Annotated in this window: 15 protein-coding genes; 13 read left to right on the top strand and 2 right to left on the bottom strand. The window is 39.1% G+C overall.

The genetic code is table 11. The features are described from left to right. Positions 1-108: 108 nt before the first annotated feature. Positions 109-1227, top strand: a complete 1119-nt coding sequence (locus NRE15_RS13095) for an LPXTG cell wall anchor domain-containing protein (RefSeq protein WP_313793312.1) — start codon at positions 109-111, stop codon at positions 1225-1227. 98 nt (positions 1228-1325) lie between these two features. On the opposite strand, the gene NRE15_RS13100 is transcribed toward NRE15_RS13095, so the two are convergent. Next, positions 1326-2963: a phosphoenolpyruvate carboxykinase (ATP) gene (locus tag NRE15_RS13100; RefSeq protein ID WP_313793313.1), complete on the bottom strand. Its 1638-nt coding sequence runs from the start codon at positions 2961-2963 to the stop codon at positions 1326-1328. A 161-nt stretch (positions 2964-3124) separates the two neighbouring features. Here NRE15_RS13100 and NRE15_RS13105 point away from each other — a divergent pair, with 161 nt between their 5' ends. The 4 genes from NRE15_RS13105 to NRE15_RS13120 all read left to right on the top strand — a co-directional run bounded on the left by NRE15_RS13105 (position 3125) and on the right by NRE15_RS13120 (position 8830). Then, complete coding sequence (locus NRE15_RS13105) at positions 3125-4309, top strand: MFS transporter (RefSeq protein WP_313793314.1); 1185 nt, start codon at positions 3125-3127, stop codon at positions 4307-4309. 117 nt (positions 4310-4426) lie between these two features. Next, entirely contained in the window at positions 4427-6598 is a 2172-nt protein-coding gene (gene gnpA, locus NRE15_RS13110) for a 1,3-beta-galactosyl-N-acetylhexosamine phosphorylase (RefSeq protein WP_313793315.1), read from the top strand. 16 nt (positions 6599-6614) lie between these two features. Further along, the gene (locus NRE15_RS13115) at positions 6615-7520 is read left to right on the top strand and encodes an ROK family protein (RefSeq protein WP_313793316.1); all 906 of its coding nucleotides are present in this window, start codon (positions 6615-6617) and stop codon (positions 7518-7520) included. 140 nt (positions 7521-7660) lie between these two features. Then, positions 7661-8830, top strand: a complete 1170-nt coding sequence (locus NRE15_RS13120) for a hypothetical protein (protein ID WP_313793317.1) — start codon at positions 7661-7663, stop codon at positions 8828-8830. An 839-nt stretch (positions 8831-9669) separates the two neighbouring features. Here NRE15_RS13120 and NRE15_RS13125 read toward each other — a convergent pair. Further along, positions 9670-10254: a TetR/AcrR family transcriptional regulator gene (locus NRE15_RS13125; protein ID WP_313793318.1), complete on the bottom strand. Its 585-nt coding sequence runs from the start codon at positions 10252-10254 to the stop codon at positions 9670-9672. A gap of 145 nt (positions 10255-10399) precedes the next feature. Here NRE15_RS13125 and NRE15_RS13130 point away from each other — a divergent pair, with 145 nt between their 5' ends. The 8 genes from NRE15_RS13130 to pcrA all read left to right on the top strand — a co-directional run bounded on the left by NRE15_RS13130 (position 10400) and on the right by pcrA (position 24205). Further along, positions 10400-11593 (top strand): class I SAM-dependent rRNA methyltransferase, encoded by a 1194-nt coding sequence (locus tag NRE15_RS13130; RefSeq protein ID WP_313793319.1) that lies wholly within the window; start codon positions 10400-10402, stop codon positions 11591-11593. A gap of 35 nt (positions 11594-11628) precedes the next feature. Beyond that, positions 11629-12330, top strand: a complete 702-nt coding sequence (locus NRE15_RS13135) for an ABC transporter ATP-binding protein (protein ID WP_313795001.1) — start codon at positions 11629-11631, stop codon at positions 12328-12330. Positions 12331-12360: 30 nt separating this feature from the next. Beyond that, entirely contained in the window at positions 12361-16827 is a 4467-nt protein-coding gene (locus NRE15_RS13140) for an FtsX-like permease family protein (RefSeq protein ID WP_313793320.1), read from the top strand. Between the two features lie 281 nt (positions 16828-17108). Continuing rightward, entirely contained in the window at positions 17109-18938 is a 1830-nt protein-coding gene (locus tag NRE15_RS13145; RefSeq protein WP_313793321.1) for a serine hydrolase, read from the top strand. A 168-nt stretch (positions 18939-19106) separates the two neighbouring features. Next, positions 19107-19637 (top strand): hypothetical protein, encoded by a 531-nt coding sequence (locus tag NRE15_RS13150; RefSeq protein WP_313793322.1) that lies wholly within the window; start codon positions 19107-19109, stop codon positions 19635-19637. Positions 19638-19678: 41 nt separating this feature from the next. Then, entirely contained in the window at positions 19679-20443 is a 765-nt protein-coding gene (locus tag NRE15_RS13155) for a glycoside hydrolase family 73 protein (protein ID WP_313793323.1), read from the top strand. Between the two features lie 128 nt (positions 20444-20571). Further along, positions 20572-21708 carry an ATP-grasp domain-containing protein gene (locus NRE15_RS13160; RefSeq protein WP_313793324.1) on the top strand — a complete coding sequence of 379 codons (1137 nt, stop codon included), beginning with the start codon at positions 20572-20574 and terminating at the stop codon, positions 21706-21708. 205 nt (positions 21709-21913) lie between these two features. After that, the gene (gene pcrA, locus NRE15_RS13165; RefSeq protein ID WP_313795002.1) at positions 21914-24205 is read left to right on the top strand and encodes a DNA helicase PcrA; all 2292 of its coding nucleotides are present in this window, start codon (positions 21914-21916) and stop codon (positions 24203-24205) included. Positions 24206-24216 lie beyond the last annotated feature (11 nt).

A 24216-nucleotide genomic window follows, 5' to 3' on the forward strand; every position in this document is an offset into this window, starting at 1 on the left:
AGGTGTATGGATTGTTACTTTGGCAAATGTTTCGCTTTGGGCAATTGGTCATTTCTTTTATCAACATTGTAGTAAGATGTCTATTAATTTATGGAGGTTTGGTTAAGTATGAAAAAAAGCTTAGGTTTACTATCGGCTTTAGTCTTAGTCTCTGGTCCACTAGCATCTTTTAATGGGATTAGCGCGCAGACTAACACAGCGTTATTATTCCCATTCCCAAGTATTGAATTAACAAAAGTATTGGACGGACGCGATTTAGAAGCGGATGAATTTACTTTTGAATTAAGTCTGGTTAATTATGGAAGTGTAGAATTGGATGATCCAATTCCTTTAGCAACCGTCACGAATGATGCAACAGGTAAAATTTTATTCGATTTTGACGCAATGGATTTTGAACCAATTGATGAGTTGAATGATGCTGAATTAGTTGAAGCTGATCTGGTTACGTTTGAAGTGATTGAACTTGCTGGTGAAGATGCTACGGTTGTTTATGATGACAAAGTGATTGAAGTTGAATTTGAAGTTCCTGAAGGTGATTTAGCGGATTTAACCGATGCAGATTGGGAAGAATTGATGACTGTATCTGCCGAGGAATTTGTTAACGAATTGACGGATGATGCGGTTGTACCACCGGTTGAATCTGAGAGTGATGAAGAGTCAATAAGCTCTGAAGAATCTGTAAGTTCCGAAGAATCTGAAGAATCCGTAAGTTCCGAGGAATCAGAAGAATCCGTAAGCTCAGAAGAATCAGAAGAATCAGTAAGCTCAGAAGAGTCCGAAGAATCTGTAAGTTCTGAGGAATCAGAAGAATCAGTAAGCTCAGAAGAATCAGAAGAATCAGTAAGCTCTGAAGAATCCGAAAGCTCTGAAGAATCTGAAGAATCAGTAAGCTCTGAAGAATCCGAAAGTTCTGAAGAATCTGAAGAATCAGTAAGCTCAGAAGAGTCCGAAGAATCCGAAAGTTCCGAAGAGTCCGAAGAATCCGAAAGTTCCGAAGAATCCGAAGAATCTGAAAGTGCATCAGAATCAGAATCAGAAGCAGCTAGCTCTGAAGTCTCTTCAGAAAGTGCTTCATCGTCTGCCTCTGCGTCAGTTTCAGTTTCAATTAGTGAAACTACAGAAGAAAACTTACCAGAAACAGGTGAAGAAAATAACACTTGGTTGTATGTATTAGCTGTTGTCTTATTAGCAGCAGGTGGTTACTTAATTTATAAGAGAAGAAAATAAAACATAATATAATCATAAAAGCATAACCAACGATACTTGTGTATCCTTTGGTTATGCTTTTTTATTACAGATTTTCACCCTTCCACGATAAAATGACATTAAATCCCATCCACAATGGCTTGTAATTTCTCAGACACTTCTGCTGGCAGAGGGTGGTCAGGTTCTTTCGCTGTGACGGTGTTATTGATAAAGTCTAAGCGGACTTCCATGGCTGAACGTAAGGCATCTTTATACTCACTATCTGTCGGGATTTCATAGCCGTCAACGTTGAGATATTCAAATACGTCAATATAAGGAAAAGCTTCAAAATTGGCTGTCTTATCAACAATGGCTTCAATGATACCTAAAGTTACGGCAGGCGTGATATCTTTTCCTTGGAAGGAACCTGTATTAATGATATAGCAATCGACCTCACTTTTCGCAAATAAATCTTTAAAGCTTTGGTAATCTTCCACTAATGGGTAAACCCTGAATGGATTCGCATAGGGCTCAACAACAATTCCGGAGCGATCCTTCACATTTTCCGCACTCGAACGTTTAGTAACCAGTGTACAACCTAGCGTAGAGGCCACGACGGGGTCATTTATTTTGATGACTGGCGGTAAGGTTTCGTCTTTCATAATCCAAAAAATGGAATTAATCGGTTCGTCAATTTTATCCACACGATTAGGTGTACTATAGCGCGATTTGACGGTACGCCCATTACCGTTGCGTAAATCCTCAGTTAACAGTACACGTTCATGGTCTTCGTTTAAAGTCACCGCCACATTTTGAACCGTAAGGAAAAATTCTTGCTCCACATGGTCAGTCGGATAATCATTGGTTTTATCAAAATAGGCTGGTTCTAAAGCAATCGAATTTCCTGAATCTTTGTGGATAATAAATGCATCATCGTGTAACACTTGAATATCATATTTACCTTCATGTTTTGCATGGGTTAAGGTTGACTTACCTGAACCAGATAAGCCAAAGAAGGAGGTTACATAGGGATCTTGGCCTTCTTTTCTAAAAATCTTCAAACCACCATGACAAGCAACATAATTATTGCGCGCAGCTGTTGCCCAAGCTAAGGTTAAGGTGCCTTTTTTAATCTCGCCAAAATATTGCATGCCTAAAACAATGGCTACATTTTGTGCGGGGTCAAAAATCGCTAAACCATCTGGATAATCTGGGTGCTTCCAATCAGGATTAAAATACAAATAAATATCTGTTTCATTATAGCTTTTTGATTGGTCGTAGCGAGTTTGATACTCATCGTTCATAATTTGGAAATTCAGTAACCACGAATATAAATTGTCAGCGTAAGTTTCTGGCATCATAATATGGGCTTCAACCATAAAATCTTCTTCTAAACCAACAATCGCACGACCACTAATAAATGGCTCTGTCTGTCCAGCATACAAGGCATCCATGACTATCGGATAAAGAGCATCTGCCTCCCCATTATCTTGTCCGAGGATTCTACGTGCAGCTGCAGTTCGTCCAACGACACGATGACCGTTGTTTAGTATAACCTTTGTATCGGGATTTAAGCCTAGCTCTTCAGCATGACTAATTGTGTGATCTAAAACAATTGTATTGGGTAACGTGGAGGCTCGCTCATAAGCTTCTTGAATCGTATTGACAGGAGTGACATTGTTAGCATAAAATGCCGTTTCAACTAATGACTTCATACGTGAGAACATGGGATTATTGCGACGAATTTCTGTTTCTGGAAATGTTTGAATAGTAGCCATTAAATCAACATCCTTTCTTTTATACGTCTATTTTATCAATAAAACGCTTACTATGAAATAGTTTATTGATATCTTTTCACTAAATAATGAAAAAGATTAAAACTGATTCAATAAATGATATACTATATTTTGTTCGTATATAAGAAGAGGAGATAGACTTTATGACAAAGTTAACATACAAAGATACCTTAAGAGCAAGTTATTTAGGCTATGTGACGCAAGCTATTGTAAATAATTTTGCGCCTTTACTTTTTCTAATTTTTCAAGAACAATTCGGCATTCCCTTAGAACAAATCACTTTATTGATTACCCTAAATTTTCTGGTGCAATTAGTTGTTGATATGCTAGCTGCTAAATATGTGGATCGTATTGGGAATAAAGTGAGTGTCGTTGCCGCGCAAGTATTGGCTGGGATTGGACTTGCAGGCTTGGCTTTATTTCCAGCTTTATTCACGAATGCTTTTCATGGTTTGCTATTGGCGGTTGTTATTTATGGTATGGGTGGGGGACTCTTGGAAGTGCTATTGAGTCCAATCGTTGAAGCTGTTCCAACTGAAAATAAAGCGGGTAATATGAGCATCCTGCATTCGTTTTACTGTTGGGGGACCATGTTTGTTATTATTGTTTCAACCTTATTTCTATTCTTCTTTGGGCAAGACACTTGGCCAATCTTAGCCATTATTTGGGCTATCTTTGCTTTTGGCAATGGTATTTATTATTATTTTGTCCCGATAAATGTTTTGGTTGAAGAGGAAGAAAGACTACCTTTAGCTAGTCTGCTAACATTCAAATCTTTCTGGTTATTTTGCTTATTGATGTTTGCAGCAGGGGCATCCGAACAGGCTGTGATGCAATGGGCTTCAGCATTTGTCGAAAGTGGTCTGGGTATAAGCAAAACGTTAGGCGACTTATTAGGACCAACGATGTTTGCTTTATTTATGGGGATTGCGCGTTTGTTATATGCCAAATATAGCCAAAAAATTGATATCGTCCAAGCTATCTTTTGGAGCAGTCTTCTGTGTGTTTTTGCTTATTTAACCATTGCTTTTGCACCCCATCCAACCATTGCCTTAATTGGCTGTGCTTTAACGGGCTTTTCAGTGGGTATTTTGTGGCCGGGTGTTTTCTCGATGGCTGCGGTTCCTTTCCGCCATGCCGGCACGGCCATTTTTGCGATCTTAGCCTTAGCAGGCGATGTCGGTGCCGCTACGGGTCCAACAATCGTTGGATTTGTTGCCAGTCAGTTTAATAACCAATTGGAATATGGCTTTTTAGTTGCCACTATCCTTCCTTTATCGCTTGTGTTACTAAGTGGGCTTTATCAAAAATGCAGAAAAACCACCTAAAAAAAATGCAATTATTACTTAAGATTTCATTATGTTAGTGAATCCGTTTACGCTAAAATATATGTGAGTGGCTTTTGCGTAACAAAAGCAGTGATATTTATTATGGGAGGTTTTGGATTGGAAAAGAAAAAAGGGCGCGTGACGTTACCGAGTGAAAATAATTTTTTAGCTGAGACAAAAGAGCTGTTGGAGCGCTGGGGTGCGGATGCGATTCGGGATTCCGACGGGACTAAATTGGACGAAGCGGTCAAAGATTTAGATGCAAAAATATATACGACTTACTTTGTGGCTCGCAATCATAATGATTTTATTGAAGAACATATGGAGGAAGTGCAGCAACTCTATTTGATGTCTCAATTTAATACCGCCACTTCAACCGAACTAACGATTGACTTCATGAAAGGTTACTTTACGGAACAAATAACGCCGGATTATCGACATGACCCTAAAGTGTGGTGGGAAGTGATTGATCGGACGGCGGCAACGGTTGTCGATTCGCAAAGCTGGGAAATTGATCAAAATAAGCATACGTTGACAATCAAAGCTGCGGAACCTTTCCATGAATATACGGTTTCATTTCTTGTTTATAAAATTTGGGATCCTACGCAAATGTATAATCACATTACCAATAATTGGGGTGACTCCGTTCCGCATGATATACCGTTTGATGTGCGACAACCGCATTCCAATAAATACATGGCCGATACCTTAAGAGCCTTTTGTGAAAATAACCCTAAAACCGATGTGGTGCGTTTTACCACGTTTTTCTATCACTTCACGCTTGTTTTTAATGATTTAGCCAAAGAAAAGTTTGTGGATTGGTTTGGTTACGGGGCGTCCGTTTCGCCGGCTGCTTTCCAAGCTTTTGAGGCAGAAAAAGGTTATCGTTTGCGTCCGGAAGATATTGTTGATCAAGGTTATTATAATACTGCTTTTCGAGTGCCAACCAAGGCTTATTTGGATTATGTTGATTTTATTAGCCGATTTGTGGCTAAAGAGGCCAAAAAACTAGTTGATATTGTGCATGAATATGGCAAGGAAGCGATGATGTTTTTAGGGGATAACTGGATTGGGACGGAGCCATATGGCAAATATTTCCAGGAAATTGGGCTAGATGCTGTAGTTGGGTCTGTCGGTGGTGGTGCTACTTTGCGTATGATTGCGGATATTCCCCATGTGAAATATACCGAAGGACGCTTTTTACCGTACTTCTTCCCAGACACCTTTTATGAGGGCAATGATCCAACCATCGAAGCCATTGAAAATTGGACGACGGCGCGTCGGGCACTGATGCGTAATCCAGTCGATCGGATTGGTTACGGAGGCTATCTGAGTCTTGCCTATAAATTCCCTAAATTCGTTGATTACATTGAACAGGTAACGGATGAATTTCGTACCATTTATGATGTTGTCAAAGGAAGCAAACCTTATACAGGCTTGAAGGTGGCGGTGTTGAACGCTTGGGGTAAATTACGCTCATGGCAAACGCATATGGTAGCCCATGCTTTACCTTATAAGCAAATTTATTCTTACTTAGGCACTTTGGAGATTCTTAGTGGGGCTGCGGTTGAAGTAGTATTTATTAGTTTTGAGGATGTTATTAATGAAGGCGTCCCTACAGATGTTGATGTTATCATTAACGCCGGGGATGCTGAGACGGCATTTTCGGGCGGGGAGCATTGGAAAAATCCTGCGCTTGTGGCTGCTATCCGGCAATTTGTTTATCAAGGTGGAGGTTTTGTTGGTGTTGGGGAACCGACCGCTTATCAACATCAAGGCCGCTATTTCCAACTGGCGGATGTCCTGGGCGTGGATAAGGAACGCGGTTTTGCCTTATCAACCGACAAATACTATACACAAGTGGTTGACCACCATTTCATCACGGCTGATGTGGCTGATCCCAATCAGTTGGATTTTGGAGAGTCCATGCACAATATTTATGCTTTGGATGAAAAAACCGAAATTCTTCAATACGCCAACGGTGAAATTCATTTATCGGCGCATCCTTATGGACAAGGTCGCGGGGTCTATCTAGCCGGTATTCCATATTCTGCTGAAAATACGCGTCTTTTCATGCGCGCCCTTTACTATGCGGCTAACAAAGAGGCGGCTTTTATGACCTGGCAAAGTAGTAATATTCATATCGAGGTGCATGCTTATCCAGAAAAAGGTGTCTATGCCTTAGTTAATAATACCAATACCATTCAGCCGGCGACAATTTATGACGGACAGCAAAAGGAACAACAAGTCACTTTAGAGCCCAATGAAATCCGTTGGAAGACCATTTAACGAAAGGAGAATTCTCATGCAAATAAATACCTCTGCTTGGGCGATTGGTGTGGATATTGGCGGGACAAAAATTGCCGCTGCCTTAATCGATGATAAAGGCGCTATCCATCACCGCCAACAAATAAAAACACCGACCCAATCAGCCGAAACGCTTTTTAAGGCAGTTGTAAAAAGCATTCAAACCGTGCTTGATAACGCACAACTACAAGTAAGCGATATTCAAGGCATTGGATTAGGTGTGCCAGGTAAAGTGGATATTCATAATGGAATAGCTGTTTACCAAAACAATTTACCTTGGGGTAATTTCCCAGTTGTGGCTAGACTTCAAGCCGTTTTCCCTGATACGAAGATTGCGATTGATAACGACGTAAAAGTCGCCGCTTACGCTGAATATCGCGCAGCAGCTTTGGGAGAGGATGAGATATTTACTTATTTGACGATTTCAACGGGGATTGCCAGTACAACGATCGTTAACAATCAAATTTTACGTGGGGCAGGTTTTGCAGGTGAAGTCGGCTTTCTTCCAATCAATTTCGCCAAACCCTACCATACTTTAGAGAACAACGCAGCTGGTCCTGGAATTGAGTCAAGAGCTCGTATCATTTATGGTAATAAGCGGTTGACCACGGCGGATGTGTTTTCAGATTGGGCAACGGAGGTTGAACCCGGCTATACAATTGTTGAGAAGACTATTTCTGACGTCGCTTTAGCTGTTTACTCGATGATTTGTTTTTTAGATCCCACAGCGATTACGCTTGGTGGTAGTGTGACATTAAAAAACCCCACCTACCTTCAATCCTTAAATAAATATCTCCTTAAATGGTTGCACCCGGAACAAATGCATATTATTTCACGCTTGTCGCTATCTACGATGGGGAGTGACAATGGGTTAATTGGGGCTGCGTGGTTGGTGATGTCGTAGGGTAGGTAGGTTTTATGGTTCGATTAATCGCAATATCCTAATATTTATTTAATTCTTTGTTTGATTCGGACTAATTAAAGAGGAATCTGCTATAATTAGATCAACAAAAATAAGAATTAAGTGAGGTGATAAGCTTAACCATGCGACAATCCTTCCAAAAAATGGTGTCTAAAATATTGTTAGTGGTGGTTGTTTTAATGGGGTTTGTTCACGTGCCTTCCATCAAGGCGCATAACACTGCTGATGGTTTTATTAATCAATTGGATCTTGAGCAGACCATCGATGCGAACATTCCAACGAATGATTTAGAATATTTAATAAGTGAGTTGAAGAAATTAAACCAGTTAGATAATTATCGAATTGATTATATGTTAACCAATAATCGCAACAATAAACGAATGACCCATCTGGTTTTATATGGGGATGAAGAAGAAAATATTGAAGCCACCTTTAACTTTTACAATGATAATTTTTATCCAAATTCTTATCAATTACAGTTATTAGGCTTCAATAATTTTGAATTAGCGTATATTAATCAATTTGGTTTTTTAGATTCGTTAGCGTTTTTCAATAAACCACATTTTCCTTTTGATTTTGATGAGTCCTTAACGGAATATCAGGATTACATGCTTGAAGTGGAAGTAATCAATCGGAATAATTTAGATAGTCCTCTGTTGGAGCAATTATTATTATTACCCGACTTTGATAAATTAAGTCAGGTTTCTCCATCAATGGTTCATCGAATTGATGATTATTATATCTTAAACTTAGAGCGTTTAGAAATTCCGGATCTTTTGATGCGGGGACACGATCTATTGAATCAAAAAATCAATTCGTCGATAACAGTAAATAATAATTCATCAAATTCTCAATTATACGATGTCGTCTTGAGCAATAGCTTAGACTTGTCTGTTCAAAATCGGGGGTTAGACTTTGAACTGAATTATGAAACGCAATTGTCGGACGATTTGTTGCCAAGTTACTATTACCCGGAAGAATATAATTCAGTTAATCGGGTAAACACAGAATTATATGTTAAAACCTCTGATATTATCGATAAGATAACTAACGTCCGCATCACTTACAATGAGCGCACTCAACGTTTTCATATCACTTTGTTAGGAATTACCGAGAATTTCAATTTGAATTTATTCACCTCTGATTCAGCTAACTTTAGGTCATACGAGTTTCAAATTGACTACATCATTCAACCCTCAGACTATCAGCTGGCTGAATTAGACGACTTTCAACGAATGAGTGAAAAAGAATTCAATTTTATTTTGACTAATAAGATAAATGAAGTTGAATAAAGTGGCTGGATTAACAGATAAATAAGAGACTGTCTCCTGAAAAAAAGGCGACAGTCTCTTTTGTGTTTTGTAGGATGGAGGGGGAGTATTATTGTTTGGTCACGCGACAAGTTTGTTGGAGTTTGTCGCGCGGTGATTGAGCGCGAGACAAGATTAGATGGGTTTGTCGCGCGGTGATTGAGCGCGAGACAAGATTAGATGAAGCTGTCGCGCGCTATCGCTTTTTCCCTACAGTTTGCGTTAGTGGGAAGTAAAAAACCGGTGATTGGATAAGTAGTTTCTTATATTTTGATTTGCCGGACGTCGATTTCCACTGAAAGCCGGCAAATGATTTTGGCGGACGTCGATGGGAAAAAAAAGCCGGCAAGTGGGTTGAGCAGTTGGAAGAGTGAAATGACGAGCCCCCGCCCCCCGCCAAACGGCGCCTCATTTGGCGTTCGCCCGCGAATTCCCCGCCAAACGGGGTCTCATTTGGCGTTCACCCGCGAATTCCCCGCCAAACGGCGCTTCATTTGGCGTTCGCCCGCGAATTCCCCGCCAAACGGCGCTTCATTTGGCGTTCACTCGCGAATTCCCCGCCAAACGGCGCCTCATTTGGCGTTCACTCGCGAATTCCCCGCCAAACGGCGCTTCATTTGGCGTTCGCCTTGGTGGCGAGGAGGTGCATGAGCTTCGCCATCAAACAGGGTAGGTGGCGAGGATGTACATAAGCTTCGCCATCAAGCAGGATAGGTGGCGAGGAAGAACATAAGCTTCGCCACCAAGCAAGGAAAGGTGGCGAGGAGGTGCATGAGCTTCGCTGGCAAATTTAAAAAAATGAGGGGATGTCATATCAGACATCAGCTTTCGTCATCTGTTTCCGTTTGTAGATAATTACTTGGGATGGCTTGGAGATGGGAGAGGTCTAAGTCGTGAATCGTGAAACGCATGCAGAGGTCGGCTAAGTCCTTGGGAGGCAAATTAAAGTCGTTATCAATCCATTCCGTTAACATATTAAAGACGCAGCCAATCATAGCGCGAGTAGAATAGCGTAAATTGATGTCGGTGATGTGGTTACAAAATGTTTGGTTTAAAATATCGAGTAAGAAGGTTGTGTGGGTTGACCGAATCAGCGTAATAACCACTTGATCTTCATATAAATATTGGAAAAGAAAATTCCAGAATGAATGAAAATCACCGGCTACTAAATACTTTCCGCCTTTTTCAAAGACGGCCATAAAGTAGCGGTCAAAGACTTCACGATGCAAGCCTTCCATTGATTCGTAATTACGGTAATAGGCCATACGTGAAACGCCAGCTTCTTGGGTTAATTGTGTGACACTTATTTCTTCAATTGTATAATCCTTTAGTAACTTTAACAGCGCAATTTGCAATGACTCTTTTGTTAATGAATTTGCTTCCTGATTATATGTATTTTTAACCATCTTAAACGCTCCTTAAAAATCAGATGTATCAAACTAAGACGTTTTGTCACAGCTTATTAATTTTGTTTGAATATCTTTGGTTTAGGTGTTACTATTGTAACACTGCATAGTAAAAGTGCAAGTTGGACTAAAAGGATGTCAGAAGATGCCTCAATTAATCATTACAGATAAAACACAGAAACAAATTGAAAATGGGCGATATTTACTTAAAGAAGAAAATTTTGTCTCTGAAAATAAAGCTAAACAAATTCCCGATGGGACTGTCGTGGACTTATATAATCAAAAACATGTCTTTGTTGGAAAAACATTAATCAGCCGCCAAAATAAAGGGCTTGGATGGGTCTTTACGACGCAACAACCGGATGATTTTGATGCGGAATGGATTGACAGCCGTCTTCAGCAAGCCATTGAAAAACGCCAATATTTATTTGATCAAGCAGATACAACGGCTTTTAGATTAATCAATGGTGAGGGCGATGGCTTGGCTGGTGTGACCATTGATTGGTATGACCATTTTGTTCAACTTAATTGGTATTCCCGCGGAATCTATGCTTTTCGTGAAATTATTTTAGAACAATTACTCGAACAGTTGCCTACGATTAAAGGTGTTTATGAAACTAAACGTTTTAAAGTAACGGACCAAGAAAAGACAATTGAATTAACCTACGGTCAAGCAGCACCGCAACCACTCCTGATTAAAGAAAATGGCGTAAATTTTGCGGTGTATTTAGGGTCTGATTGGATGACGGGAATCTTCCTTGATCAAAGAGAAGTCCGCCAATATGTAAAAACGCAAAGCCAGTCTTTAACAGTCTTAAATCTCTTTTCCTATACGGGGGCTTTTTCAGTTGCAGCTGCAGTTGGTGGAGCCAAACAAACCGTGAGTGTTGATGTTGCTAAACGAAGTGCTGAAAAAACAAAAGAACAATTCCAATTAAATGGCATTGAAGCCAAGCAACCTGAACATGAAATTCGCATGATGGATGTGTTCGAATATATTCAATATGCTAAACGACATCATATTCAATTTGATTTAGTTGTATGCGATCCACCAAGTTTTGCTCGAACAAAAAACAACCAGTTTAAAGTGGAAAAAGATTACGCCAGTTTAGCTAAAGATTTATTTACGCTGACCAAACCGGGCGGTTTGTGCCTATTAAGCACCAATCATAGTGGCTACTTTAAACAGACTTTCCAAAACGATATTAAAGCGGCTATCACAGATGCCAAAATGGATGTCCAATTAATCCAACAGTTTAATTTGCCGGATGATTTTCCAACGACGGCGGACTTAGAGAGCCAGTACTTAAAAGTTTCTGTCTATTATCGCAATAACTAATCAATCCAATAAATACCTGAAGGGAGAAGATGGCCATCGCTTATATTGAACTAAATAATGTTGTGAAAGAATATCGTAATGGAGAAGTCGTTACACGTGCTAATGATGGTGTTGATTTTGAAATCGAAAAAGGTGAATTTGTTGTCATTCTTGGACCTTCAGGCGCAGGGAAGTCAACCACTTTAAATATTATTGGTGGCATGGACCAAGCCACTTCTGGGGAGGTTATTTTAGATGGCGAAAATATCGCAAACTATAATGAACGAGAGCTGACCACGTTTAGACGAAATTCCGTCGGATTTGTTTTCCAAAATTATAATTTAATACCGAATTTAACCGCCAGGGAAAATGTTGAACTGATGATTCAAATCTCTAAAAGTGATGCCGATGCGGTAGAGGTTTTAGAATCGTGTGGGTTAGGCCAACGTTTAGATAATTTTCCAGCCCAATTATCGGGTGGTGAACAACAACGGGTTTCCATTGCACGGGCCATCGCAGGCAAACCGAAACTGCTCTTATGTGATGAGCCAACTGGGGCATTGGATCAAGATACCGGCCGTCAAATTTTAGCTTTATTGTATAAGGAATGTAAGGAAAATAATACCACCGTTGTTGTTATTACCCATAACTCAATGATTGCTGAAATGGCCAATCGGATAATTCACATCCGCAATGGAAAAGTGAGCAAGGTCGATATCAATGAACATCCTAAAAAAGTAGATGACATATCATGGTAGGCATGTATTTAATAAAGCAAGGTGATTCATTTGAATAAAGTTGTATGGAAAGATAATTTAAGAGAAATTAAACACTCCTTACCAAGATTTCTTTCAATTTTTGCTATCATAACCCTTGGTGTTGCTTTCTTTGTTGGTATTCGTGCCACTGGACCTTCAATGCTTGATACAACAAGAATCTACTATGAAACCTATCACCTACCTGATGGACATATTTTCTCAACCATGGGCTTGGAAGATGAAGACATAGCCATTCTTAATCAACAAGAAGGGATTCAAGTATTACCGATGCAAACCGTTCAAGCTACCATCCAACCGAGTAATGAAATTGGAAAGATTTATACTTTTAATGGTGACGAAAGCACAAATTTCTTCAAAGTCGTCGAAGGTCGATTACCAACATCTGAAAACGAAATTGCTCTAGATGCTAAATACCTTTCGTACTTGAATGAAAATTTAGAACAACCAATAAATATCGGTGCTATAGTCACTTTAGAAGTGGAAGAGGAAAGTCCAACAACCTCCGCAACAACAGATCAAGCGTCAGACTCCCAGTTACAAGGACCCCATTTATTAAAAACGGAATTTGAAGTGGTTGGTTTTGTGGATAGTCCGATTTATTTTGAACGGATTTCACGTGGTCAAGGGAACAATAATGTCTATGGCGTTGTCATTGATTCTGTCATAGCGGGTGATTTGTATTCTGAAGCCTTCTATTGGGTGGATGCTGCTAGGGAGTTAGAAGCATATACCGACGAGTATGACCAAACTGTTGGTGCCGTTCATGAAAACTTAGTCGTCGCTTATGACAATCGCCCTGAAGTGCGCATTGGACGAATGCAAGATGAATTTGATGAAGGCATCGCGGCTGGTCAAAGAGAAATCGATGAGGGTTATCAGTTATTAAACCAAGGCTCGCAAAGCTTAACCGATGCTGAAAAAAAGCTTGATGATGGTTGGCAACAATATTATGCAGGTTTGGATGAACTGGCTAGTGGAGAAGCAAGCTTTCGAGAAGGATTACTAGCTTACCAAGAAGGGGTCGATGCCTATCAAACAGGCTTAGCCGAACTTGAATCCGCAGAAGCACTCTTAGTTGAAAATGAAGCAAGTTATGAAGCCGGTTTGGCTGAATATCAAAATGGGCTACAAGCCTATTATGACGGGATTGCCTTAGGTGAACAAGAACTTTTAAGTAATCAAGCCCTTCTTAATCAGACACAGGCACAATTAGAAGCGGGCTATCAAGACTTAGTTGCTGGTCAAGAAGCCTTAGATCTCGGTAGGCAACAATTAATCAGTGGACGGCAACAATTTATCAATGAAATAGTTACCGCGGTCTCAAATGGGGAAATGACTAGTCAAGAATTAGTCCAAGCCATTAATGAACAAAGAAGCCAAATCCAAGTCGCTCAAACAGCCCTTCAAAATCAAATTAATCAGTTAAATCCTCAAGAAAATCAGTTGTTAATTGAACAACTCGAGCAAGCTCAAACTGAACTAAATAATTTAGATCAGTTTATCGGACAGTCAGAAGGTGTTTTAAACCAACTAGTAAAGGGGGAAATTTCCCTTGAACAAGCTCAAAGTCAAGTACTAGCAGACAATCAAGCCCTAAACGACTTACTGCTTGAACTCGGTATTCCAGTCGATGCTTCACTCACGGATGTCATCGGCGAAATGAATGCTCAACGCGATTCGCTACTGGCTGAAATTGAAAACATAGAGTACCAAATCAATCAACTACCAGAAGAAATACAAGGGCTAGAAGCAGAGGTATTTACTTTAGAAGAGGAGATTAAGGGGCTTGAACAGACGGTGGCGGATAATCAGGTCGCGGTGAGTGATCAGCTGCAAGTCGTCAATCAGGCGGCCACCAATTTAGCCCAGCAACAACAACTATTAAGTGAACAACAAACGGAGCTGAATCAGCAAGAAGCATATTTGGCACAATTAAAGGCCGAAAGAGAAGCTTTGCTAGTTGATCCCGAAAGTAATCAAGCTCAAATTAATGTGCTCGACCAGCAAATTGCCCAAACGGAGCAGCCTGTTGCCGAGTTACAAGCCAGGGTGAGTTCACAAACCAATATCACTAATCAAGCGGAATCAACCTATAATCAAAATGTGGCTGAACTTGAACGTTTAGAGGCTGAATTAAGTGCCAATCAAACGGAATTAGACAACTTACAAACCCAACTCAGTCAAAAACAATTACAATTAGAGCAGTTACGCCAAGTTGAAACTAATCTTGATTATGACGTACTGCAAGAGCAGATGGATGCATTAAGAGCACAAGAAGCAGCCTTAAATGAAGATATTAATTTATTAAATGAGGCTATTGAGCAGTTAAATCAAGCCGAGACTGAAATTAATCAAGGCCAGACGGAACTTGACCAGGGCTGGGCTAGTTATTATTCTGGCTTGAGTCAGTATCAAGCCGGCCAGGCAGCTCTAGACTTAGGTTGGTCTGTGTTTGAAACGGAGCGGGCTCAAGGGTTGCAGGCTTTAAATGAAGCCGCGGATCAATTAGCTTCCGGTCGCCAACAATTGGATGAAGGTTGGGCAGCTTATTATGCTGGCCAAGCTGAACTTGAAGTTGGCTATGAGGAATTGCTCGCAGCACGCGATGAAATTATCACAGGCTATCAAGCTTTAACAGATGGGCGTTATCAAGCCATGGACGGTCGGACTGCCTTAGAGATTGGTCAGGAGAACTTGCGAGCTAGTCAACTGGCCTTTAACCAAGAGGCCAATGATGCTGTTGTTGAATTAAGAAACGGACAAAGCGATTTAAATGATGCGAAATTGGCCTTCGATGACATTAATGAACCTATTTATTTTGTTAACCAAAGAGATGGCTTTGATGCTTATTCTTCTGTGTATGAAAATGCCCAACAGCTCAATGTCATAAGTAATATTTTCCCTGTTTTCTTTTTTGGGATTGCTGTGTTAGTAACGTTTACAACCATCAAACGTATGGCCAGTGAGCAACGTAATTACATGGGAACTATGAAGCAAATGGGCTATCCTAATCATGTGATATTGTCTAAGTTTGTCACTTACGCAGGTATAGCTAGTATTTTAGGTGTCATCGTCGGAATTGTGTTAGGTTATCTTATCTTTCCACCGGTTATCATTAATGCCTACAACTCACTCTTTTACTTTGATACGCTAGTTGTGAAAAATTCATGGACGACCAATCTATTTGTTACGATTATTGGGTTAGGGTGTGCGATTTTACCCGCTATTATCACACCTCATCGTATTCTAAAAACGCAGGCAGCTAATTTACTACAGCCTGAGCCTCCTAAAGCTGGGAAGAAAACGATTATTGAACGGTTTACCTTTTTGTGGCGCCGTCTAGGTTACAAACAACAGATGACGATTAGAAATTTATTACGTTATAAAGGCCGTAATTCAATGACTTTAGTTGGTGTGGCAGGGTGTACCATGTTAATTGTGACAGGCTTTGGGATTTCAACAACTATTTCAACTATTGTCACTAACCAATTCAATGAGTTACATCAATATGACAGCCTCGTGATGCTGAATGAAGACTTAGAAGACAATGAACAAACGTCGTTAGAAGATACCATCTCACAATATGACGAAATTGACGCGTATACAAAAACCATGACGGTTAACTTTGATACCGACATGGGTGGAGCCAGCCAATCGGTGACGGTAGTTGTCCCACTGGATGATCAATTTTCAGAGATTATGACCATTCGCGAAAGAGATGCTCAAGTAGCCTTTGATTTAGCTCAAGATGGACCTATTATTACGGAACGTTTGAGTGAATATTTTGAGTTAGCAGCTGGTGATCCATTGAAATTATTAGATAGCGATCAACAACCGTATACTCTGACCGTTGGTGGTATCGCTGAAAATTATGTGGGTCATTATCTGTATTTAAGCGCCGAAGATTATCAACAAATATTTAAACAAGCGCCCTATGTAAATAGTTATTACATATCTTACGATCAAAAAGATGATAGTGAGTGGATTGAAGAAGAATTAGCCGACAATGAATTCGTATTAGCAACGATTAATGTTGATACCATCAGTAGAACCGCAAGCGATGCGATGGCCAGTTTAGACTTAATTACCATTGTTTTAATTATTTCAGCGGCTGGTTTAGCTTTTGTCGTTTTATATAACTTAACTAATATCAATGTGGCGGAACGTATGCGTGAATTATCGACAATCAAGGTGTTAGGCTTTTACAATCATGAAGTAACCATGTATATAGCCTCTGAAGTTCTGGTGTTAACCTTCCTTGGCTCGTTAATTGGTTTAGTTCTAGGAACCTTATTAAATCATTACATTCTTAAAACGATGCAATTAAATAACCTACTATTTAACCCAACCATATCCCTGACAGATTATTTGTTGTCAGTGATTATTACATTTGTTTTTGCCATTATCGTAATGATCAGCATGCACTTCAAGTTAAAGAAAATTGATATGGTTGAAGCCCTTAAAGCCGTTGAATAAATCCCACTGCTTTAGAGGCGTTTAACCCTCTCACATAAATCCGAATTTTTTAATATAGTCTGGACAGCCTGTCTAGGGAAGTTAAACTATAATTAAAAATTCGGATTTTGTTGTTATAAGACGATAATTTTGGCAGGCTTAAAGAGCAGTCTAGTGGAAAATGACAAAGATTTTTTTAGGTAATCATATTGTAACTGTAAAATAATGCTAAATTGTGCTACAATTCAGAAAGTAACATACAAATTATGATATGTATATAAAGACATTTAGGAGGAAATTGCATGCAGTGTCCTAACTGTGGTAGAGAAGTTAGAAGTAAAAGCCAATGTGCTTATTGTGGTCACGTCTTTTCAGAACAAGAAGTTAACGAAAGTCAAGAATTAAGTCGTGAAGTGGTTCCTAGAACTAAAAAGAACCGGAATGTTGGTGGTTTCGTATGGAATTTAGTGAAAATCTTATTGGCAGTAGCCGTGCTCTTTTTACTCATTATGTATGGGCCTGATTTAGCTAGTAGTTTGTGGAATCAATTTGGTTTCGGCAATGATAACCAGACCAATGTCGTCGAAAATATTAGTCAAGAATCGGAAAGTGAAGTAACAACGAGTGAGCAGGCTGAGTCCGAAGTTGCGGTCACTACGGAATCTGATGCCGTCTCTGATTCGCAAACGTCTGAAGAAGAAGCAAGTTCAGAAGAGGCCGTTGCCGGAATTAGTATAGAAAACTCAGAAGTAAATGTGGATGATTATCCCATTATTAATGTGGTTTTAGATTTTAATGAATCTTTAGGTGACTTAACTACTGACAGCTTTGCTTTTTCGGTAGGTTCTAATGGTTCATCCACACCGATTGAAGACTTTTCATTATTACATAACGGCCAAACCTTAACGGTATCGTATAATGATCCTTCATTACAAGTTGTAGCGGTTGAAGATCAAGAACAAATATTACATATCACGTCTGAATCACTAGGTATTGATGAAGAAGTGACCATTAATATACCAGATACCAACATTGATGAAGAACAATTTGATCAATTTAATGATTCAATCAATACCCATCTAAGTGGCTTAGGTCAAGTATCAGCTGTATTTAATGATGTCACATCGGATGTGCCGCTAGTTTATGATAACCAAAGTGTGGAAGCCTCGAATCTGATTTCATGGTTCGTTTTACAATCAACTTACCAAGCTATCGAAGATGGTGATTTTACCTTAGAATCTTCGATTACCATTTTAGATGATTTGAAAGCCGACAACCAAGACTCAACCGTTTCACAAGCAGAAGATGGTTCACAAATGTTAGTGAGTGAGTTAATTCTTGCTGTTGTCCAAAATCAAGACGTATCAGCTTTAAACCATCTTATTCAAGCTACAGGTGGTCCAAACAATTTAAATATGTGGGCGGCTGAAGAAGGCTATTTCTCAACCAAAATCAATGAATTGTTAAATGTTAACGCAGATGGTACGATTGTTGGTTCCTTTACAAGTGCTCAAGATATTGCTTTATTATTAACGCAACTAGCTAACGATGAACTTGTATCAGCTGAGATGGATGCACAGTTCAAAGAAGTGTTATTACAAACACCTGTGACTGAAAAATATCCTGTTGGTAATGAACTGGTCAATCGACGTTTTGAATTAGCTACTTCAGATACAGATGAAATGAATCAATATTATTCGGGTATTTTAGAAACAGAAGATGCAGCTTATGTTGTCGTTAGTTTGCTGTCTAGCTTTAGTGACACGGAAGAAGCCGTTGCTGCAACTTCAGATACCATCATGGAATTAATCACATACTTTGAAACGGGTGACACAGAAGCAGCTTCCCAAGAGGAAGAAAGTGTTGTGTCATCAGATGAAGCTGATCAAGTGTCGATCATTGATGAAACCGCAGACGAAGAGGTAACGCCTCCGACTCAAGCAACAGAATCAACCCCAACCACGCCTACAACCGGCGCAGGTTCTGGTGAATACTACATTCAATATGTAGAAAACACCAATGAAAATATTTATTTACCTGACCGCTCTATCGTGAATGCGAATGGTCAAATCGTTGAACCGACTTGGTGGTATGACGAAAGTACAGCAACCTATCGCTATAGCTTCGACTAATAAATATCACTGCTTATACGCAGTTATAATATAAAAACCGAACGTTCCATTAAACGTTCGGTTTTTCGTTTTCACGAAAATAAAAAGCAACAAATAAGGCTAAATTAATTGCAAATTCACGTAATAGGTGTATAATTAAAATAATAATACACGTAAAGGGTGATAAAAATGAACTCAGCATTAATTCAAATTGTTGTGTCAGTTATTAAAGAAAAGTATGTGAGTGAGAAAGCCTTCTATGCAGAAAAATTGCAAATATCACCACAAAGTTGGGATCGCTGGAAAAAAGGCGAGCAAGGCTTAAAGTATGATAATATAAAAATTATAAGTACATTGTTTACGGATTATGAATGGATGTTAGTCCAAAAAGTGGTCAGAAACGCCGAGATTATGCCAGAGGTGATGTCCGATCCGGTTACTGAATATAAGTATTTAAAATATCAAATCGCAAAAACCTGGGTCAATCACGGTATGGTACGCTTAGAATGGCATCATTCTGATTTAAATGAAGAAGAAAGTAATCGTAAATCGAATATGACCATCTTACAATTGATTGCAGAATACAACTTCTGGGGCTACAATGATATTATTGAAATACGTTTACCAGGTATTTTAAGACAACAAATTGCATATGATGAAGTAAAACTCCTACAATGGTTTGATGACGAGAGCGAAAAATTAAAGGATACTAGTCACTAAGCGGTATAAGCACCGCTTAGTAATCCTTAAGTGGTGATAAAATGGCAAAAAAAAAGCAAGTAAAAAGAAAAGCAAGTTCGAAAAGTAAAAAGCGTAAGACGTCAAATTTTAGTAAAACAATCAGTAGCATGTACAAATCGATGACTGAACGCATTGGACAAATGACAATTTTTATAATTATCTTAGTTATCTTGTTTGTCTTATTAACGATTCAATTACAAAGACAACAGGAAATTGATATTTCTGATTTTAATTTGAATCAACAAAGTAGTCGAGATGAATTTGTTCAAACGATTGCTCCAACAGCCCAACAATTACAAACAGAATATGGCGTGCTTGCCTCAGTTTCAATGGCACAAGCCATGCTAGAATCTGAATTTGGTCAAAGTGAACTGGCTAGTGAACATAATAATTTATATGGGGTTAAAACATCTCCGTCTGACCCAGAAGGGGTTGATTACGTCACCTCTGAGTTTGTTGATAATGAGTGGGTTGAAATCGTTGATCGTTTCAAGGTTTATCCTAATTGGGATGCTTCGATGCGAGCCCATGCTGAACTTTTATATTATGGTACCAGTTGGGACAGTGAATTTTATGAGCCTGTGATTTCGGCGGATACACCTAGCGAACAAGCTAAAGGCTTGCAAGAAGCAGGGTACGCCACCGATCCTGATTATGCTAATAAATTAATTAATTTAATCAATCAGTATGACTTACAACAATATGATTTAGTTGAAACCGCATCTGTAACACCCAATAACCCGAATCAACCAGAAGCAGAAAGTAGCCTTGAGGTAAATGACTAGTTTTGCCTGTTCAGCTGTTAGTTACCGAACTGTAATATTAAAATACCGAAAAACATTTGAAATCATTCACTTTATCGCATATGATAACGTTATAGCAATATAAATATATATGATAAGGAGATGGCTGAATGCCAGAGAAACATTATCCTGGTGAAACAGTAGGTATTATTGGTAACTCAATGGCTTCGGCACTACTTGCACAATCGGCAGGCAAACTAGGGTATCGGGTGGCTAGTTTAGTAACAACTGAATTAAATCCTGTAAGACAATTTTCAAGTTGGCAAACAGTGACGCAGAGGTTAACCGATGAAGTGTTGCAACAATTTGGTAGTCGTGTCGATGTCATTGTAACTGAGAAAAATCTACTGACTAATCGTGATTATTTATTATTAAATGAATTAACCGATTTACCTTTATCGGAAGATTTGATTGCCATTACAACCGATCGTTTAATTGAAAAAGCCTATTTGGATTCAATTAAAGCACTCGTTGCTCCCTTTTCAATGGTGACCAATCTGTCTGATATCAAAGAAGCCGTTGAATATATAGGTTTTCCTTGTATTTTAAAAACAACCCAACGGCATACAGATCATGCACATGATCATATAGTTTTGTATAGTGAAGACGATTTTCCGGAAGCAGAAGCTAAGGTTGAGGAATCAACCTGTATTTTAGAAGCCTGGATTCCAGCTGAAAAGAAAGCATCTTTGACTGTCATTCGTAATGAACGTGGTGAAGTCTTAATTTATCCTATCTTTGAAGTGATTCAAAGTGAAACCACTGGGACACAAGTACGCTATCCTGCGTCTGTGCAAGCGCCTATTGAGCAAGAAATAAATCGTTTAGGCCTAATGATTGCTGAAAGCCTTAATTTAATTGGGTCTTTAACCATTCAATTTCTCATTACCTCTGCGGGTGTTATTTATATCAATAATGCCAGTATTGGCCTAAATGAAGAAGCAATCTTCACGATTGGGTCCATGTCACAATCCCATTTTGATGTGTCCTTACGTGCCTTGGTTGGCTTACCCTTGCCGGAATTAAGACCGCTAAGTAAAGCAGCCATTGCTATTCCAATAGCATCGCTAAATACTGAAAAGGTCTTAACCCAATACATGTTAAGAACGGATTGGAGCTTTGTGTTGTTCAATCCAATGGGCAATCAACCACAAGATCTCATGGGTCATGTGATTATTACCGGTGATACCATCGCAGGTTGTGAACGACAAATTGAATTAACCGAAATCAATCGTTTCGATGACTAATCAATAATGAGCAGTAAGTGTAGCTTAATTAGCTTATCTTACTGCTTTTTTATTTAATCCATGATTTATCCCTCAAACAATTACAGTTGAGGCTTTTTTTGTTATAATACCATGGGGATAAAAAAGCGTTAAGTTAAAAGTAAATTAACGGACAGTGGTGTCCGTTTTTCACATGATTGGAGGAAGATCCGTGTCAATACAATTAATGGATCAAATAAATACCTTAAATGAACAACAAAAGAAAGCCGTACTTACAACGGAAGGCCCTTTATTAATTGCAGCGGGTGCTGGAAGTGGTAAAACACGTGTTTTAACCTATCGTATGGCTTACTTAATTGCTGAGAAGCAAGTTAACCCATGGAATATTTTAGCAATTACATTTACGAATAAAGCGGCAAATGAAATGCGTGAGCGTATAACGAAGTTGGTTGGTTCCGAAGCTGAATCCATGTGGGTGTCGACTTTTCATGCCATGTGCGCGCGGATTTTACGACGTGAAGCAGAATATGTAGGTTATGAACGTAACTTTACGATTATTGACCAAGATGAACAAAAGACTTTAATGCGTCAAGTGTTGCGCGAGTTAAATCTAGATACCAATCGTTTTAATCCTAAAGACATGTTGTGGATGATTGATGAGGCGAAAAATAATAATCAATTGCCTGCGGATTATAGAGCTTTGCATTCAGGTTATTTAGAAGATATTCATGGAAATATTTATTCGCTTTACCAAAAGAAATTAAAGGCAGCCAATGCCATGGACTTTAATGACCTTATTTTGTTAACCGTACGTTTGCTAGAAAAAAATGCAGAAGTTCGAGCATTTTATCAACATAAGTTCCAGTATATTCATGTTGATGAATACCAAGATACTAACCAAAGTCAATATCAATTAGTTCAATTATTAGCCGGTCTGCTTAAAAATATTTGCGTGGTGGGGGATGCGGATCAAAGTATTTATGGTTGGCGTGGGGCTAATATGGAGAATATCTTAAATTTTGAAAAAGATTATCCGAATGCGACCGTCATCTTGTTAGAACAAAACTATCGCTCAACACAAAACATTTTAAATGCGGCAAACAGTGTCATAACCAACAATCTAAATCGAAAAGACAAATCCCTTTGGACTCAAGCAGAGCAGGGTGCGAAAGTAAAATATTATAAAGCCGAAACGGATATTGAAGAGGCCTCCTTTGTCATTCAACAAATTTTAGAAGCCAAGCAAGATCACCAATTAAATAATCAAGACTTTGCGGTGTTATATCGAACTCAAGCACAATCGCGTAATTTGGAAGATCAATTTTTAAAAGCGAATTTACCTTATAAAATTGTAGGCGGTCTACGTTTCTATGCGAGAAAAGAAATTCAAGACACGTTAGCTTATTTACGTCTAATAGATAACCCCAATGATAATATTAGTTTTAATCGGATTATTAATGTTCCTAAACGGGGGATTGGTCCGACGACCGTCGAAAAGCTGGCGGAATTTGCTGACAGTCAAAACTTAAGCTGGTTTAAAGCGATTGAGCACTTGCATCAATCGAATTTACCTAAGGCTGCGATTCAGAAGTTGACCACTTTTTATAACCGAATAACAGGCTTACAAAAGCAAGTTGAATTTTTAAGTATTACCGAGTTGGTGCAACAAGTTTGGGAACAAACCGACTATATCTTAGCCCTACAACAAGAAGGCACCTTAGAAGCACAAAATCGCATTGAAAACTTAGATGAATTTGCTTCCGTCACGCAACAATTTGATGATTCTGAAACAGTCCAAGTTCAAGAAATAGATCCTGATTATCTTGAACAAGATAGCAGTCAGCCAGAAGCCGTGGCAGAAGCATCCGCTTTAACCCAATTTTTAACGGATATTTCATTGGTGAGTGATGTAGCAGATGAAAAAGAGGCGAATTCACAAGTCACTTTAATGACCATGCACGCTGCGAAAGGGTTAGAGTTTCCATATGTCTTTATTGTTGGTATGGAAGAAGGTTTATTCCCTTTACGGCGATCCATGGAAAATGAGGATGACCTTGAAGAAGAGCGTCGGTTGGCTTACGTAGGGATGACACGCGCCGAAAAAGTCTTGTATCTGGTCTCTGCCAAAAGCCGATTGTTTTATGGTCGCTACCAGCAAAATTTACCGAGTCGATTTATCGATGAAATTGATGACCAATATCTTGAAAGAATGGGACAGAGTTTCCAACAACGGATACAGTCGAATCGTGTGACCGTTACAAGTCGAAACGCTTACAGAGGCAGTTCGGCATCAAACAAAGTAGCCTTAAATAACCATCGCCCTGTTAAAACAACCATTCATCAAAGTACTGAAAAGGTTGATTGGCTAGTTGGTGATAAAGTAGACCATAAGGTTTGGGGTATAGGTACCGTTGTACAAGTCAAACAAAATAAGCAAGAAACAACCTTAAGTATTGCTTTTGAATCACAAGGCATTAAACAACTATTGGTTGGTTTTGCTCCGATTAAAAAAATTTAGTTGACGGGTCA

It is taken from the genome of Fundicoccus culcitae, assembly GCF_024661895.1.
Lineage (GTDB): Bacteria > Bacillota > Bacilli > Lactobacillales > Aerococcaceae > Fundicoccus_A > Fundicoccus_A culcitae.

Bases quoted from the DNA above. Each gene is read 5' to 3' on its own strand.
- NRE15_RS13095 (WP_313793312.1), top strand. From the start codon at position 109: ATGAAAAAAAGCTTAGGTTTACTATCGGCTTTAGTCTTAGTCTCTGGT.
- NRE15_RS13100 (WP_313793313.1), bottom strand. From the start codon at position 2,963: ATGGCTACTATTCAAACATTTCCAGAAACAGAAATTCGTCGCAATAAT.
- NRE15_RS13105 (WP_313793314.1), top strand. From the start codon at position 3,125: ATGACAAAGTTAACATACAAAGATACCTTAAGAGCAAGTTATTTAGGC.
- NRE15_RS13115 (WP_313793316.1), top strand. From the start codon at position 6,615: ATGCAAATAAATACCTCTGCTTGGGCGATTGGTGTGGATATTGGCGGG.
- NRE15_RS13120 (WP_313793317.1), top strand. From the start codon at position 7,661: ATGCGACAATCCTTCCAAAAAATGGTGTCTAAAATATTGTTAGTGGTG.
- NRE15_RS13125 (WP_313793318.1), bottom strand. From the start codon at position 10,254: ATGGTTAAAAATACATATAATCAGGAAGCAAATTCATTAACAAAAGAG.
- NRE15_RS13130 (WP_313793319.1), top strand. From the start codon at position 10,400: ATGCCTCAATTAATCATTACAGATAAAACACAGAAACAAATTGAAAAT.
- NRE15_RS13145 (WP_313793321.1), top strand. From the start codon at position 17,109: ATGCAGTGTCCTAACTGTGGTAGAGAAGTTAGAAGTAAAAGCCAATGT.
- NRE15_RS13150 (WP_313793322.1), top strand. From the start codon at position 19,107: ATGAACTCAGCATTAATTCAAATTGTTGTGTCAGTTATTAAAGAAAAG.
- NRE15_RS13155 (WP_313793323.1), top strand. From the start codon at position 19,679: ATGGCAAAAAAAAAGCAAGTAAAAAGAAAAGCAAGTTCGAAAAGTAAA.
- NRE15_RS13160 (WP_313793324.1), top strand. From the start codon at position 20,572: ATGCCAGAGAAACATTATCCTGGTGAAACAGTAGGTATTATTGGTAAC.
- pcrA (WP_313795002.1), top strand. From the start codon at position 21,914: ATGGATCAAATAAATACCTTAAATGAACAACAAAAGAAAGCCGTACTT.